Consider the following 16,436-nt stretch of genomic DNA (forward strand, 5'->3'; position numbering starts at 1 on the left):
TAGATCTTAGAAACTCTTATAAAATACCAGTTCCGTTCGAGTGTTGTTATAACGCTCTTGTCCATTCGCCAATGCATCTTTGAAATAGTGGCCATATAAACGCTCAACACGTACTTTTACAGGCAAATAATTAAACGGTTGCCACGCAACACCAGCACCGTATTCAAATAAATTATTATAATTCTCACCTTCAGAATCTGCCAAAGCATGTAATTTGGCATAGGCTTGTACAGTTCCCGTTTCACCTCGGTAAACATTAAAACCTGAGCGTAATCTTAAATCTGCAATGACATTATAATCTTCACGTGAATAACTAGCCACGTTACCATACAGGTCGGTGAAATAATCATTCCAAACCGTGCGATTTTCTACACTCGGATTTGCGTACCATTCTTGATAACCTGTTACACCACCAACAACACTCTCACGGAACTTATCTCGATTACGATCAATTAAGTCATAACTACCACCTAATTCTAAATAGGCTCTAATCGGGATACTTAGCCAAGGCTGATAATTTGCCCCTACACCAACCGTCACTGCATTCTCATCAATGATTTCAGGTCGAACTCCACCACGTGATTTAGTATCACGATTTAGATTCATAAAGCCATAAACCTGTGCACGGCCATTGTCCCAATTACGTCCATAACGCATTTTTAACGGAAAAATAAAATCGTCGTAGCGCGACTCATATGACGGTGCAAAATAAATATCTTTGAATACAGGTTTGACTGTCCCACCACTTAAATTCTGTACTGCTTGCTGCGCTTTAGTTGCGATTTCTACATCATTTGACTGAGCCAGCATTTTGAATATTGGTAAAGCATCTCTATCTCTCTGCAGTTGATTCAACAAATATGCTTCTTGTAGCTTAAGTTGATCATCCTGAGGTGCAAGTTGCGATGCTTTACGAACGCTGTATAAAGCCTGATCTTGTTTATTCAAACGAATTTGTAAATAAGTCAGACTTTTCCACACTTTAATATCTTGTGGGGTAAGTGCTGCAAGTTCGAGCAGAATTTTTTCCGCCTGCTCTGGCTGCTGTTGTTCTAATTTATAAAACTGATCCCATCGATCATAAATTGGATTGCCAGGTTTATAAGCCGCATCACCTTCTTTTACGAAATCAGCTTCAGCACTCATAACCGCTTGTAATGGAAACAAAAGGCTTAACGTAAACAAGGTATGACTGAGTAATTGTTTTTTTGATTTTTTCATCACATATCTCAAGTAAATATTGCCAGTTATAAGTGGATATAATCGTCAGCTTAAATCAATTTAAAATGTTAATTTATTCACACATTATAACTAAATCATTGTTATCATGTCGTTAAAATACGTTATTTTATAAATCGATTCAGCATATGAATCATAGATAAAAATAGTATGCCGCATAAGAAAACAAACACTTTTTAACTTTTTATCAAAGAGCACAACTATGTCATTTTCACATCATACAGAACCTCATGTGATTCAACGATCAGGTTGGTTAAGAGCTGCCGTCTTGGGTGCAAATGATGGCATTATTTCCGTCACCAGTTTAGTTATGGGAATGGCAGCGAGTGGTGCACATAACCAGACATTATTAGTCACTTGCATAGCAGGCTTAATTGCTGGTGCAACATCAATGGCTGCTGGCGAATATGTTTCTGTAAAATCTCAAGAGGATATTGAAAAGGCTGATTTAAAGTTTGAAGCAAGAGAACTCAAGAAAAACCCACAAGCTGAATTAAATGAACTGACCCAAATTTATATTGCTAGAGGATTAGACACACAGTTAGCATTACAAGTTGCAACTCAACTCACTGCACATGATGCACTTGCTGCACACGCAAGAGATGAAATCGGTATTCATGAAAATACTGCTGCAAATCCTATTCAGGCTGCACTGTCTTCTGCCGCTGCTTTTTCGTGTGGTGCAGCATTACCGATGCTCGCTATTTTACTCAGCGCTGAAAATTATGTCTCGCAAACCGTTATGTTCACAGGCATTTTGTCTTTAGCATTGTTAGGTGCACTTTCAGGTTATGTTGCAAAAACATCGATGTTGAAAAGCAGCTTAAGGATTACCATCTGGGGGATTTTAGCCATGCTGTTCTCAAGTTGGATCGGTTCACTATTTAATGTTCATCCACTTTGATTACACACTTAGATCACTTTTCTGTTCAAACACTTATTAGATAATGTTAATTATTTGACATAAAAATATAAAAGCATAATATTCCTCACAGTCTAAAGCTTTTTTTATCATTTGGATGTATGATCAAAGAGAACTTACACTCATAGACCAAGCTCAAAAGCCAATTTATGAATAGGGTCAGTAAATATCCAATGTAGAGAGCGGTTTTGATACATCGACTTGGGATATGGTTTGCTTTTGCAACCATCACACTACAACTTGCTGTTTTTCTACAGCCTCTTTTGCCAGAGAAGTTTCAAATTTCTCCAGCTTGTGAGACTGTTGTGCATCTGTCATCCCAATCTCGACATCATCACGGTACACAAAACTCATCCATCGTTTCTCGATCTCATTCTGAGCATCATCATGCCAGCACAGTTGATCATGTCACATCTGATGCCATCGATCATACCCATCAGCATGATATTAACCATCAATGCCCATTCTGTTTTTTCTATGGACAATTGGTCGTACCGCCGACATTAGGTATTCAAGAAGTCTTTGTCCGTATACAAGTGCGTTATGTTCACTTGCAACAGCTTTTCCTTAGCTTCTTTTTTGATTTACAACGTCTTTTCCTTCTGCCCCAAGGTCGAGCTCCACCACTCTCTTTTTCAATTAATTAGCGTTTAGAACTATTTATTGAAAAGTGAGTAATCCATGTTTTTTCAAACTTGTTTTGTTGTTTGGCAGCAAACACTGGCGATTTTTATCGCAAATAAATCTCTGTATCTCAATGTTCTTCAACAACCGTTTCGATCGGTATCGGAGGCTTCGTGATGGATTTAGGTTTAACCGCATTAGAATTGGCACGTATCCAATTCGCATTTACTGTTTCATTCCATATTATTTTTCCAGCGACATCGATTGGACTGGCATGTTTTCTTGCCGTTTTAGAATGGAAATGGCTAAAAAGCCATGATCCGATTTATCAAGATCTCTATAAATATTGGCTCAAAATCTTTGCTGTGACCTTCGGGATGGGGGTTGTTTCAGGTGTAGTGATGAGCTATCAGTTCGGTACAAACTGGAGTGAATTTTCACGCATTGCAGGAAGTGTCACTGGACCTTTGCTGACCTATGAAGTGCTGTCTGCCTTTTTCTTGGAAGCTGGGTTTCTGGGTGTCATGCTGTTTGGATGGGGGCGTGTCAGCGAAAGAGCCCATTTCTTTGCCACCTTAATGGTCGCAATCGGCACCTGTATCTCCATGTTTTGGATTTTATCATCCAATAGTTGGATGCAGACTCCTCAAGGTTTTGCAATAGAAAATGGCATTATTGTCCCTAAAGACTGGTTTGCCATCGTATTTAATCCGTCATTCCCTTATCGCTTTGCACACATGGCTGTCGCTGCATTTTTAGTTTCTGCTTTAGTCGTTGCCGCAACAGCAGCATGGCATTTATTACGTGGTCGTCGTGATGCATTGGTAAAAAAATCATTTTCCATGGCAATGTGGATGATCTTATTTGCAGCACCTGCACAAGTCATTATTGGCGATCATCATGGTTTGAATACATTAAAACATCAACCAGCTAAATTAGCTGCAATGGAAGGACACTGGGAAACCAATGTCAACGAACCTATGCCGCTTTATCTATTTGGTATCCCCGATATGCAAGCTGAAACCACTAAATATGCAGTAGGTATCCCATATTTAGGAAGCTTGATCCTTACCCATAGCCTTGATGGTGAAGTTAAAGGATTGAAAGAGTTTGCTCCCAAAGATCGTCCAAATTCAACGCTGGTATTTTGGAGTTTTCGCATCATGGTGGGGCTAGGCACACTCATGGTTTTACTTGCCGTGATCGGGTTAATCCTCCGCAAAAAAGATCAAATTTATGAGAAAAAATGGTTCCATAAATTTGCCCTCATCATGGGACCGACAGGTTATATCGCCTTACTGGCAGGTTGGTTCACAACTGAATTAGGTCGTCAACCTTGGGTGGTCTATGGTGTATTACGCACAGAAGATGCATTATCAAGTGTTTCTGCAAGTCAAGTTGGCCTTACCCTAATCATCTTCGTAGTGGTATACACCATCGTATTTGGTACTGGGATTTATTACATTCTCAAACTCATGTACAAAGGTCCGCAATTCATTCATACCCCAGTCCAAGATTCTGGCGGCGTTGGTCATTTTAAAACGCCAATGCGTCCGCTGAGTGCTGTTGATGAAAGCCTCGATAACAATGACCAGAAGAAAGGAGAATAACATGTTCGATATTCCTCTTATTTGGGCAATGATTATTGCCTTAGGCGTATTAATTTATGTCGTACTTGATGGTTTTGATCTCGGCATCGGGATTCTATTTCCCTTCATCAAAGGTCAGCAAGAGCGTGATGTGATGATGAATACCGTTGCACCCGTATGGGATGGCAATGAAACATGGATGGTGCTTGGCGGCGCTGGTTTGTTTGCGGCCTTCCCAATCGTCTACGCAACCGTATTATCCGCTCTCTATATGCCGATTACCCTAATGGTGATTGCCCTCATTTTTAGGGGTGTTGCTTTTGAGTTCCGCTTTAAAGCGAATCGCTCCAAAGCACTTTGGGATATGGCTTTTATTTGGGGGTCAACACTTGCCAGCTTCCTGCAAGGCGTGATTTTAGGTGCCTATATTCAAGGTTTAAAAACTGAAAATGGTATCTATGTTGGGGGAAGTTTGGACTGGTTAACACCTTTTGCTCTATTTACTGGTCTAGGTGTGGTCGTGATGTATGCAGCGTTGGGATGTGGCTGGTTAATTCTAAAAACAGATCAAGCACTACAAAACAAAATGTATGATCTGATGCCAAAACTGATCTTCACACTATTGGCAATTTTCATTGCGGTGAGTTTATATACCCCATATAGTCAACCTGCCATTGCAGAGAAATGGTTTACTGTGCCACAACTGATCTACTTTAGCCCTGTTCCAATTTTAGTATTGATTTTTAGCTATTTGGCATGGCGCGCTTGTGTAAATAGAAGTGAATATAAACCTTTTATTTATACTTTAATGCTGATGTTTCTTGCCTACTCTGGCTTTGTCATTAGCTTATGGCCATACATTATTCCACCATCTGTCACGATTTGGGATGCCGCTGCGCCAAAAGAAAGCCAAATCTTTGCTTTAGTCGGTGCTGCAATCATGATCCCAATCATTTTGGTCTACACCTTCTGGGGATACTGGATCTTTAGAGATAAAGTACGTATCGGTGACGAAGGCTATCATTGAGGTGAAATCCAATGAAAAAATCACAAATCAAATGGTTTATCGGATTATGGCTAGTTGGTTTTTTAGGTTTGGCAATTATCGCAGGTCTCTTTAAGGCTTTGCTCATGTTGGCTTATCAATAACCTCTAAGCTCTTTTGGGTGTTTGACTATTCATGAGTCAAACACCTTTTTACATCATTCCTTAATAGTTCATTCCTCAAGTAAATAACCACTATTATTTGCTATTTTTTTTAAATCTAAGCTATGTTGGATGAAAAGAGATGAGGTACTAATACATGTCAATTTTAGAATTACTAGAAATAAAACATCCTATTTTTCTAGCACCTATGGCAGGTGTGTCTACTCCTGAACTTGCAGCTGAAGTTTCCAATCAAGGTGCACTCGGTTCTTTGGGTCTTGGTGCCAATACACCGGAATCAGCAAAAGAACTCATCTTAAAAACTCAACAGCTCAGTGACCATCCATTTCAGGTCAATTTCTTTTGTCATCAACCAGAACCATTAAATCCACAGCATGAACAACAATGGATTGAATATTTAACCCCAGCGTTCAAAAAATTTGATGCTCAGCCACCAACTGAACTCAAGTGTATTTACCCCAGCTTTCTAGAAAATGACGATTTTTTAAATGTGGTATTAGAGACTAAACCTAAAGCTGTCAGTTTTCATTTTGGGACTCCTCATGCTCATCAAATTAAAGCGCTCAAAAATGCAGGCATCATCACGATGGTGTCTGCAACAAATTTGATAGAAGCCCAAGCCATAGAAGCTGCTGGTATTGATTTAATCATTGCGCAAGGCATTGAAGCTGGTGGACATCGTGGTATTTTTAATCAACATTTTGATGCGGCAATCAAAACCAGTGATTTGGTCGAATTACTTACCCAACACTGTTCACGACCAATCATTGCTGCTGGCGGCATCATGAATGGTGATCAGGCAAAAAATATGTTAAAACATGGCGCAAGTGCAGTACAACTGGGGACTGCATTTGTACAATGTAAAAGTTCAAGTGCCAATGCTGCCTACCGTAAAGCGCTGTTTAGCCAAAGTATTACACAAATAAGTGCAAGTTTATCTGGTCGCCCAGCACGGGGTTTATTGGGTACATGGCATACGCAAATCGATGCACCGAATCGACCAACGGTCCCTGCTTATCCATATACTTATGATTTGGCAAAACAATTAATGAGCATCGCAAGTCAGCATCAAGATTATAGTTATGGTGCATTTTGGGCAGGAAGTAATGTGTCACAGATTCGCGAATTAGAAGCAGCCGATTTAGTCAATCAACTGATTGTAGAAATGACCACACGCTAAATTTTCGCAAAAAAAATCGACCTAATTAGGTCGATTTTTTTTAACTCAATCATTTAATCGCTTCTAATAACTTCTGCTGTGCATTATGAGGAGTTTCCCCTTCAGCAAGCTGTGCACGTACCCAGACACCATCACCTTGTAGCAACCATGCTTGTTGATTGTCTTTAAGATAATTTAACAGACCCAGTTGATAAATTGATTTTTTCAACGCAGGATCTTCAATTGGGAAACACGCTTCCACACGATTAAACAGATTACGATCCATCCAGTCTGCGCTTGAGCAATAAATACGCGGATTGCCATTATTGCTGAAATAATAAACACGAGTATGTTCTAAGAAACGACCAACGATCGAACGAACACGAATGTTTTCTGACAGATTTGGCAAACCTGGACGTAAGCAGCAGATAGAACGAATAATTAAATCAATTTGCACACCCGCCTGAGAAGCTTCATACAGTTTGTTGATCAACTGCACTTCCGTCAATGCATTTACTTTAATGATAATTTGGGCTGCTTTTCCTGCTTTTACATTTGCGATTTCATCATCAATAAAGTTGATCAATTGCGCGTGCAAAGTAAAAGGTGCATGCAAAAGCTTTTTCGGTTTTGCCATTTTGCCCATACCCGTGAGCTCTTGGAAAATCCGATGCACATCTTCGCAAATATCTTTGTCAGTGGTCATCAAGCCGTAGTCAGTATAAATACGCGCATTGCCTGCATGGTAATTACCCGTACCTAAATGAACATAACGAATCAGTTTATTATTTTCACGGCGCACAACCAGAATCATTTTGGCGTGAGTCTTATAACCAACGATACCGTATACAACCACCGCTCCCGCTTCTTGCAAAACGTTTGCCACTTCGATATTTGACTCTTCATCAAAACGTGCACGCAGCTCAATCACAGCCGTTACTTCTTTACCATTGCGTGCCGCTTCAGCAAGCACTTGCACGATTTCTGAGTCAGCACCACTACGATAAAGGGTTTGTTTGATCGCCAAAACTTGAGGATCACGCGCCGCTTCGCGTAATAATTGAATCACTGGTGCAAATGACTCAAAAGGATGGTGTAGAAGAATGTCCTGCTTTTGCATCGCCGCAAAAATATTCTCAGACTTTTTAAACGCTCTAGGCAAGATAGGCGTATGTGAGTCATAACGTAGATGAGGACGTTTAAAATTAGAAAGTAGACGCGCTAAATTTACCGGTCCATCCACACGGTAAAGCTGCTCTTCATTTAGATCAAATTCATCTAACAAATATTTATAGATATGCTCTGGACAGTTATGTGTGACTTCTAAACGCACCGCTCGACCAAAACGACGTGAACTTAACTCACCTTTCAAAGCTTTCGCTAAATCTTCAACATCTTCATTTAGTGCCAAATCAGCATTTCGCGTGACGCGAAACTGATAACATCCTGTCGCAGTCATGCCGGGGAACAGATCTGATACGTGCTCATGGATGATGGCAGATAACATCACATGATGTTCCTTACCATCTGTTAATTCATCAGGTAATCGAACAACACGAGGTAATGAACGTGGAGCAGGCACAACCGCTAGATCAATTTGACGACCAAACGCATCCTTACCTTCCAAAGTCACAATAAAGTTTAAACTTTTATTCACTAAGCGTGGAAATGGATGAGCAGGATCAAGGCTAATAGGTGTCAGTACAGGTGCAACTTGTTCTTGGAAATATTTCTTAATCCATGCCGATTGAGCTGGTGTTAATTCACCACGACGTAAAAAGCAAATATCTTCTTCGCGTAACTTCGGCAAAATTTCTTGGTTAAGAATACGATATTGGCGCTCAATCGCAGCATGTGCTGTTTTTGAAATTTGTTCCAACACTTGCTTTGGGGTTAAGCCATCAGGAGTACGGCTTTCATTACCTAATGTTAGTTGCTCCATAACCCCTGCGACACGAATTTCAAAAAACTCATCGAGGTTACGTGAAAAGATCAGCAAAAAGTTCATCCGCTCTAACAGGGGATGAAGTGGATCAACTGCTTGTTCCAATACACGAAGATGGAAATCAAGAATTGAAAGTTCACGATTAATATAACGATCGTTGTAACTGTATTCTATTGGCGCTGTTGTCGTCACTGCAGTATTCATACCGAACCTTGTCGCATTATCATTTATCAAGTGATGATTTAAGTATGCTGCAAAATTATGTCAATTTGGTAAAAAAGCCCAAAAATATTGAGCTTTTCTTTTATAAAATAATTCCAATCTGCGGAGATCTTATTCATCAACTACCAAATGAACATTTAAGGTTTTTGCGTCCCGTTCATATATTTCAAAATAACACGCTTACGGTATTGCAACTTTCGATCATTACGGTTGTTTTGATAATATTTAGGGTTTGGTAGCAATGCAGCGAGAAAGGCGGCCTGTTCGCGCGTTAAGCTTTTCGCACTTTTGCCATAATAAAATTGCGCAGCAGCTTCTACACCGTAGATATTTTGTCCGAACTCAACAGAGTTCATATACACTTCTAAAATTCTACGTTTTGACCACATACGCTCCATCATCCATGTCGCGATGGCTTCTTGTCCTTTGCGCACAAATGAACGTTTATTGTAGAGGAATAAATTTTTCGCTAATTGTTGTGAAATCGTCGAACCACCCGCCACAACTTCACCTTTTTTATTATTACGCTCTAAAGCATGCTGAATCCCAGCCCAGTCGAAACCATGATGATGAATAAATTTAGCATCCTCACCCGCCAGAACTGCATGTTTGAAATTATCACTAATTTCATCATAGTCACGCCAATGATGTTGAATCGGTTTTAGATCAGACCAGTAGTCCAAACGCATAAACATGGTGGTATTGACGGGATGAGTGCGCCACCAAACGAGACTACTAAAAATCCACAACTGAATCAGTAAGATCACGCCGATGATCAGCATCACTATACGCGCGAATAAGGCTTTCATTTAAATGCATCACTCCTAGGTGCAAAAAGTCTGCGTCGTATCTACAAACCTTCGATTCATGCTAAGCTATTTTTCATTGCAGCAACTCATTTAAGTACATGACTGAAACAACACCACCACAAATTACTCAAAAATTACACGTACATACTTGGTGGTTTACTGCAGCTTTGATTGCTATCAACGTGAGCCTATTTGGCTGGCAAATCCTCACAGGCGTCGATATTACCGACCCTTCCCCTGTTGATGCAATTGCTTGGGGTGCAGATTTCACACCACTGACCTTTTTAGGTCAGCCAGAACGGCTTTTCAGCAGCATGTTTTTCCATTTCGGAATGATCCATCTCATGCTGAATATGTGGGCATTATACATTTTTGGCAGTATCGCTGAGCAACTGTTTGGTCGTCGCTACTATATTGCACTTTATTTCCTTGCTGGGTTGATGGGGAGTGTTCTATCAAGCTATCTCAGTATCCTAGATGGCTATCAATTGCTACAGCATTTTGATCCAAAATACTTACCTAAAATCAGTGCTGGTGCTTCTGGTGCAGTGATGGGATTAGGTGCAGCCCTTACCATTATTTCCGTCTTACCGATGTTGCCACGACAACGTTTCCTCTTAGATAAGAAGTCTTTGCTATTGATTATGGCAATTAACCTCATATTCGGCTTTACAGTTTCAGGGATTAATAATGCTGCCCATATCGGTGGGATGATCATGGGGGCTGTTTTAGCAACCGCATGGTATCTCAGCCAAAAAACTGGGAAAAAAATAATGTTCCAACTTGGAGCTGTTCTGATTGCAACACTATTGCTATATGGATTTTACGTTTACTGCACAGCATTAGGTCAAACACTACATCCGTTATGGTATGAGATTTTGATGCAAAATAAACTCAATTAAAATCGCTTAAACAATTAAATTGGGCGATCATCTCAAACAAATCACCGCCCAATTTAATCCATTCATGCGCATACTACCCTTTCAATATTGACTAAAATCCATCCATTTATTATGCTTTTTTTGTCAAAAACAGATTAGGTTTGGGACGGTTGGCCCATTCCCTCGTTGATACGAGTTCTTCCGTTATTCGACTAACGGCCCATGACGAATAATGTACTCACTTCATATAGGTACATCTATGACATCAAAAGGGGCACAAAGATGAAACCACACATTTCCATTTTAACGCTTGGCGTTACCGATCTAGAACAATCGCTTGTTTTCTACCGTGATGGTCTTGGGCTACAAACAGAAGGTATTGTAGGTCAGGAGTTTGAACATGGCGCTGTTGCTTTCTTTGATCTTCAACGCGGACTAAAACTCGCAATCTTTGCTCAAGAAGATCTCGCGATTGATGCAGGATTAATTCCGCAACCTGTCAGTTCAACTGCCATGTCGATTGGACATAATGTCAGCAATAAAAATGAAGTTGATGAAATTATGGAAACTGCGAAAAAAGCAGGTGCTGTCATCGTGAAACAAGCCCAAAATACTTTTTATGGCGGTTACGCAGGATACTTTCTTGATCCGAATGGCCATCTTTGGGAAATCGTCTGGAATCCACAAATTATGCCACCCTCGGATTGTTGATCAAACGAAGTTTTTTAAAGCATAGTAGGATTTAGATGCAAAATAACAGAATATCTTGCATCTAAATCATTACATAATTTTTAAGATTGGTTGATTTCCCTCAAGCTCTGCAAGGGTGGAATATCACATAAATAGCTTAGGCGATAACGTCCAATCAAGGTACAAACCAACAGCATACTCAACGGCAGAATTAACCAAATCTCAGGGTGCCATTGGATTGCCATTTGCATTTTATAACTGGCAATCGCACTAATCACCTCAGCAAAAAGACAGGCTACCACACCAGCCAATGCACCAATAAAACCGATCTCTAAACTGAGCATCCGTTTCAATTTATTTTTAGCAATTCCAAATGAGCGCATCAACGCGACTTCTTTACGTCGCTCATCCATCAGTACATTTAGACAGGCAATCAACACCAGTAAACCAGATAGTCCCACCAGCATTGCCAATACCGTGACAATTTGCACCAACACATTCATCAGTCTTTTCACTTCATCCAAAACACGTCCCACATCAATAAACACGGTATTTGAAAACTGTTGAATTAAGGACACCATTTTGGCTTGATCCGTAGGAGGTACGTAAAAACTCCCTAGATAACTACCTGCATTTTCATCCATGCTATTTGGCGAAAAAATAAAGAAGAAATTTGGACTAAAGCTCTCCCACTCAACCGATCTGAGGTTGATTACTGTGGCCTGTAATGTTCCTTCGGGCAAACTAAAACTGAGCTCATCGCCGATCTGGATACCTAGTTCAGCAGCTAACTTTTCTTCGACGGAAACTTGATGTGTCTTTGTGAACACACGCTCACCACTTGTAATGATATTGTCATTCGGAAAGTCAGATGCTTGAGTTAAATTGAGTTCTCGACGTAATGAGTTATTCTGCTCAACCAATTCAGGTGAAAATGCCTCTCCATTTTTTGCGATCAACCGTCCCCGAATATTTGGATAAAGTGGTGTGGATTGCCAACCATTTTGTTCAATTTGCTGTTTTAGCAGAGGCATATCAAAAGGTGGTAAACCATAAACAAACTGATTGGGTGTACCTTCAGGCAATTGCTGTTGCCATCGTTGTAATAAATCGGTTCTTAAAACACTGAGCACTGTTATTAAACTTAACCCCAAGGCCAAAGCTGTAATTTGCAAAGCGGTTTGATGAGGAATCCGTACATAGGCAGAGATTGGATGTTTAAGCTGTTTGATCGCTTTTAATAACAGCCAAATCAGTACATAAAGTACAGCACACAAGAACAAGATTGCGGTCAATACCAATAAACTTAGCGTCAAGTTATCACTCAAAACCAAACTAAAAATAACTAAGCTCGTCACTCCTACCGCAAACATTGCAACATAAGATTTACGCGAACGTTCTTGCTGTCGAATCACTCGAATTGGAGGTGTGTTTAGCAATTCCCAAATACTTGGCAAAATAAAACCAATCAGCACCATTACACTGGTAAAAATAGCGACCGGTAAGGCATAAAACAAATCACCTATAGCAAAACTCAATTGTAATTGCGGTATCAACTGCAACATTAACTGCAACAATCCATAACCCAAACCAACACCAATCAAACTTCCGACCATAATCGATAAGGCACTGACCACTGCGAGTAACACACAATAAGCCACAATGATTTGTTTCTTACTTGCACCCATACAACGTAACAATGCAATATGATCTTGGTTTTGTTGTACATAACGTTGACTGGTTAAGGCAATGGCAATACCGCATAATAAAATTGTCAACAAATTGGCAAGCTGCAAGAAGGTATCCAAATTTTCAATTGGTTTCATCAATCGCGTATTGGATTGACTCGCATCTCGCAATTTTAAAGAACTCGTCTCTTGGTTCGACATGGTAGGATCATCTGTTTGAACCTCAGGATGATCTTGCTTGTTTTGCAGTTCAAACTGTTGTTGAAATGTGTTGACCTGTGCCGATGTTCCAGCCATAAGTAAACGATATTCTATGCGGCTTCCCACTTGAACAGCATTGGTTTTAGCAATATCAGTTTGATGAATGATCACAGTCGGTGAAAAACCAGAAAAACCAAGTTCTTGATTCGAATCGTGTTCAATCTGCCCTGAGACCTTAAACTGGCCATCTGCAATCGCAACCTGATCCCCGATCTTTACCTGTAATAAGTCCATTGCTCGAGGACTTAACCAGACTTGTCCCGACTGAATCGTCTGTGCCACTGGTGAAATCTCTAATTTTCCTCGTAAAGGAAAATTTTCATCGACGGCTTTAACATTCACCATCATAAACTGATCATCCGTATGTGCCATAGAGCCAAAGACCGTTACAGCAGACTGCTTCAGATCTAGTTTTTCAGCCTGCTGATGCCAATCAGCTTGGATAGGTTCATGGTCAGATAACACCAAATCAGCGCCAAGCATTTCTGCTGCTTGTAGAGTGACTGCATTTTGTACTTGTGTATTGCTAAATTTTAATGCAGTCGTAGCGCTGATCGCGAGAGATAAAGCAATGATCAACAGATACAATCCACCTGTACGAAAGCTCTGTAGAAGTAAGGGTTTTACAATTGAATTCATACCCCTTCCCCAACTTTGATCACATCCTGAACTTGACCATCGACAAGTCGTACATGTCGTTGGCACATTGCGGCTAGATTTTGATCATGCGTGACTAAAACTAAAGTCGTTCCAAGCGCCTTATTCAAATCAAACAAAAGCTGCTCAATCTCTTCCGCAGTTTGACCATCAAGATTGCCTGTTGGTTCATCGGCAAAAATAATCTTCGGTTCTGCGATCAAAGCACGAGCAATCGCAACACGTTGTTGTTCGCCACCCGATAACACTTTCGGTGTTTGTTGAGCTTGACGCACGAGTCCAACACGCTCTAACCATGCCAAAGCTTTTTGTTCTGCTTGCTTAAAATTAAAGTTTGGCTGTAAACGTAATGGCAACATCACATTTTCTAAAGCACTCAACTGGGGCAATAGTTGAAAGGACTGAAATACAAAACCAATATTTTCTAATCGTACCTGTGCACGTTGCTCTTCTGTAAGCGTATGAACGGCTTGTCCACATACCCATAACTCACCACTACTTGGTCGATCCAGTGTTGCTAAAATACCTAACAGTGTTGACTTACCCGAACCTGAACGCCCAGTAATCGCAATTTGCTCACCTTGATAAATCTCAAGATCAATCTCTCTTAAGATCGTTAAACTTTGCTGATTAATTTGAATATTTTGTGTAACTTTTTGAGCAGAAATAATCGGTTGTGGCATGATGTCACGTATCCTGTTGAGCAAATTAATTACGGTTATGCAAATTTCTAGAGTGATTTTGTCGATATCGAAACCATTGATGATGATCGGCGTTTTTCTATCTCCGACGCTGGCTTCTGCAAAGACGATTTTAATATTGGGCGACAGTCTGAGCGCAGGTTATGGTATTGAAACCAAACAAGGTTGGGTTCACTTACTACAACAACGTTTAGACCAACACTATCCGAAACAGCATAAGGTGGTCAATGCAAGCGTAAGTGGAGAAACTACCAGTGGTGCGCTCGCACGACTACCCAAACTTTTGCAAACCTATCAACCTGAAGTTGTCGTCATTGAGCTGGGTGGAAATGATGGGTTACGTGGGCAACCACCACAATTGATTCAAAAAAATTTAGCTCAATTGGTGCAACTGAGTCAGAAACAAAAGGCCACTGTTTTACTGTTTGGTATGAAAATACCACCAAATTATGGTACAGCCTATAGCCGTGCTTTTGAAAATAATTATAAAGTTGTAAGTCAACAATACCGTATTAAACTACTACCGTTTTTTCTTGAAGGTGTAGCGGGCAATAAAAGTTTGATGCAGAACGATCAAATTCATCCAAATGCCAAAGCACAACCGATCATGCTTAACTTGGCTTATCCTTATATTCGAGGGGCGTTGTAAATAACTGCATCTCAAGTTGGATTAATCTATTTTTTTACTAAAATAAACGACTTTTTCAGTTTCTTGAAAACCTAATGAACGATGCATAGCATGACTAATTACATTGTCCAATGCCGCATCAGATGCAAATTCAGTGCAAGAAAATTGTTTTGCCCACACTTCGGCCTGTCGAATAAGCATGGTTGCAACGCCCGAGCGACGCTGTTCAGGAAGTACGTAAATACCTTCCAAAAAACCCACAGGAGAAGTCTCAGTCCCATTCACATATTCAAACCGAATTGAGGCTTCTAACATCGCAATAGCTTGGTGCTCAGAATAGGCTAATAATTGTAGGGCATATTTTTCGGTTAATAATTGATGCATCTCTTGTAAATGAGAAGATTCAGAATCACTCCATAATTTATTTCTTAATTCTAACCAATCTTTGAGTGAAGCTTCTGATGCAGGTTTAATATTCATGAGATAACCACCACTATGCTCATCAACATCCTGAAAATAACAGCTGAAATATGGCTAACTTAAAAAGTTAGCCATGGATATGATTTAAAAATCAAAGAATGTGACTTCACCTGTTTCTAGTGAGTATTCAGCACCCACAACAATCATTTTACCTTTTTCAATTAGGCTCTCTAATACAGCAGAACCATGGCGTAGCTGGTTTACAGACGCGAAAACATTTGAACGAACAGCATGAGCGCACAGTTTTTTCAAATCGTCCTTTAACTCAGTTTGCATCAAAATTTCTACCGATGGACGCACACGATTCACAATTGACATCAGGTTTGATGATGGCGGTTGATCTGGATTCTTTAGAGTATCAATAGTTGCTTGGATTGCACCACAATGGCTATGCCCCAAAACCACAACCACGGCGCAATCATATCGTTCTGCGGCAAACTCAACACTGCCGACTTGCGACGGTGCAACAATATTACCCGCAACACGTATCACGAATAAATCACCTAAGCCTTGATCAAACACCATTTCAGCAGGCACGCGTGAATCTGAACAACCCAAAATAATCGCAAAAGGATTTTGTTCACTTGCCATCTCGGCACGCTCTTGGTGAGTGAGCAATTTTTGTTGGGTTGCTTCCCCTTTCACAAAACGAGCATTACCAGCTTTCAAACGTTCTAGAGTTTCTTTGGCAGTGAGCATGTGTATATCCATCTATGGTAAATATGAGAAAATAGTTTAATCTGCGCTAAGTTGAATGTCACTGACAAAAATACA

At 40.2% G+C, this 16,436-nt stretch carries 14 protein-coding genes and 2 pseudogenes; 8 read left to right on the top strand and 8 right to left on the bottom strand.

The genetic code is table 11. The features are described from left to right. Window positions 1-6: 6 nt before the first annotated feature. Window positions 7-1,221: a tetratricopeptide repeat protein gene (locus AAC851_RS04280; protein WP_340600555.1), complete on the bottom strand. Its 1,215-nt coding sequence runs from the start codon at window positions 1,219-1,221 to the stop codon at window positions 7-9. Window positions 1,222-1,441: 220 nt separating this feature from the next. On the opposite strand from AAC851_RS04280, the gene AAC851_RS04285 reads away from it, so the two are divergent. The 5 genes from AAC851_RS04285 to AAC851_RS04305 all read left to right on the top strand — a co-directional run bounded on the left by AAC851_RS04285 (window position 1,442) and on the right by AAC851_RS04305 (window position 6,721). Further along, window positions 1,442-2,143, top strand: a complete 702-nt coding sequence (locus AAC851_RS04285) for a VIT1/CCC1 transporter family protein (protein WP_005091149.1) — start codon at window positions 1,442-1,444, stop codon at window positions 2,141-2,143. Window positions 2,144-2,349: 206 nt separating this feature from the next. Continuing rightward, the gene (locus AAC851_RS04290; RefSeq protein WP_075315936.1) at window positions 2,350-2,808 is read left to right on the top strand and encodes a DUF2946 domain-containing protein; all 459 of its coding nucleotides are present in this window, start codon (window positions 2,350-2,352) and stop codon (window positions 2,806-2,808) included. A gap of 153 nt (window positions 2,809-2,961) precedes the next feature. Then, window positions 2,962-4,395, top strand: coding sequence for a cytochrome ubiquinol oxidase subunit I (locus AAC851_RS04295; RefSeq protein WP_125502671.1), 1,434 nt, complete (start codon window positions 2,962-2,964; stop codon window positions 4,393-4,395). Between the two features lies 1 nt (window position 4,396). Beyond that, window positions 4,397-5,401: a cytochrome d ubiquinol oxidase subunit II gene (gene cydB / locus AAC851_RS04300; RefSeq protein WP_017395778.1), complete on the top strand. Its 1,005-nt coding sequence runs from the start codon at window positions 4,397-4,399 to the stop codon at window positions 5,399-5,401. A gap of 276 nt (window positions 5,402-5,677) precedes the next feature. Beyond that, the gene (locus tag AAC851_RS04305; protein WP_340600556.1) at window positions 5,678-6,721 is read left to right on the top strand and encodes an NAD(P)H-dependent flavin oxidoreductase; all 1,044 of its coding nucleotides are present in this window, start codon (window positions 5,678-5,680) and stop codon (window positions 6,719-6,721) included. A gap of 49 nt (window positions 6,722-6,770) precedes the next feature. On the opposite strand, the gene ppk1 is transcribed toward AAC851_RS04305, so the two are convergent. Next, window positions 6,771-8,849 carry a polyphosphate kinase 1 gene (ppk1, locus tag AAC851_RS04310; RefSeq protein WP_340600557.1) on the bottom strand — a complete coding sequence of 693 codons (2,079 nt, stop codon included), beginning with the start codon at window positions 8,847-8,849 and terminating at the stop codon, window positions 6,771-6,773. Between the two features lie 155 nt (window positions 8,850-9,004). Continuing rightward, complete coding sequence (gene mtgA / locus AAC851_RS04315; protein ID WP_004638331.1) at window positions 9,005-9,676, bottom strand: monofunctional biosynthetic peptidoglycan transglycosylase; 672 nt, start codon at window positions 9,674-9,676, stop codon at window positions 9,005-9,007. A gap of 98 nt (window positions 9,677-9,774) precedes the next feature. Between mtgA and AAC851_RS04320 the strand changes: the two genes are divergently transcribed. Then, window positions 9,775-10,578, top strand: coding sequence for a rhomboid family intramembrane serine protease (locus AAC851_RS04320; protein ID WP_004638330.1), 804 nt, complete (start codon window positions 9,775-9,777; stop codon window positions 10,576-10,578). Window positions 10,579-10,839: 261 nt separating this feature from the next. Further along, on the top strand, window positions 10,840-11,268 hold the full coding sequence (locus AAC851_RS04325) for a VOC family protein (RefSeq protein WP_161984624.1): 429 nt from the start codon (window positions 10,840-10,842) through the stop codon (window positions 11,266-11,268). Between the two features lie 80 nt (window positions 11,269-11,348). Here the strand turns inward: AAC851_RS04325 and AAC851_RS04330 are convergent. The 3 genes and pseudogenes from AAC851_RS04330 to AAC851_RS04335 all read right to left on the bottom strand — a co-directional run. Continuing rightward, window positions 11,349-13,124, bottom strand: a pseudogene (locus tag AAC851_RS04330) (ABC transporter permease); the annotation flags it as partial. Window positions 13,125-13,201: 77 nt separating this feature from the next. Further along, a pseudogene (locus tag AAC851_RS15905) lies at window positions 13,202-13,835 on the bottom strand (ABC transporter permease); the annotation flags it as partial. Then, entirely contained in the window at window positions 13,832-14,536 is a 705-nt protein-coding gene (locus AAC851_RS04335) for an ABC transporter ATP-binding protein (RefSeq protein WP_004638327.1), read from the bottom strand. The gene AAC851_RS04335 and the pseudogene AAC851_RS15905, both read right to left, overlap by 4 nt. A gap of 37 nt (window positions 14,537-14,573) precedes the next feature. On the opposite strand from AAC851_RS04335, the gene AAC851_RS04340 reads away from it, so the two are divergent. After that, window positions 14,574-15,203, top strand: coding sequence for an arylesterase (locus AAC851_RS04340; RefSeq protein WP_113997995.1), 630 nt, complete (start codon window positions 14,574-14,576; stop codon window positions 15,201-15,203). A 21-nt stretch (window positions 15,204-15,224) separates the two neighbouring features. Here the strand turns inward: AAC851_RS04340 and aac(6')-I are convergent, their stop codons facing one another. Beyond that, window positions 15,225-15,662, bottom strand: coding sequence for an AAC(6')-Ighjkrstuvwx family aminoglycoside N-acetyltransferase (aac(6')-I, locus tag AAC851_RS04345; RefSeq protein ID WP_100833441.1), 438 nt, complete (start codon window positions 15,660-15,662; stop codon window positions 15,225-15,227). Window positions 15,663-15,746: 84 nt separating this feature from the next. Next, window positions 15,747-16,361: a carbonic anhydrase gene (locus AAC851_RS04350; RefSeq protein WP_005081763.1), complete on the bottom strand. Its 615-nt coding sequence runs from the start codon at window positions 16,359-16,361 to the stop codon at window positions 15,747-15,749. Window positions 16,362-16,436 lie beyond the last annotated feature (75 nt).

The sequence above is a fragment of the Acinetobacter sp. HZNU-JH01 genome, from assembly GCF_037996845.1.
Classification (GTDB): Bacteria; Pseudomonadota; Gammaproteobacteria; order Pseudomonadales; family Moraxellaceae; genus Acinetobacter; species Acinetobacter haemolyticus.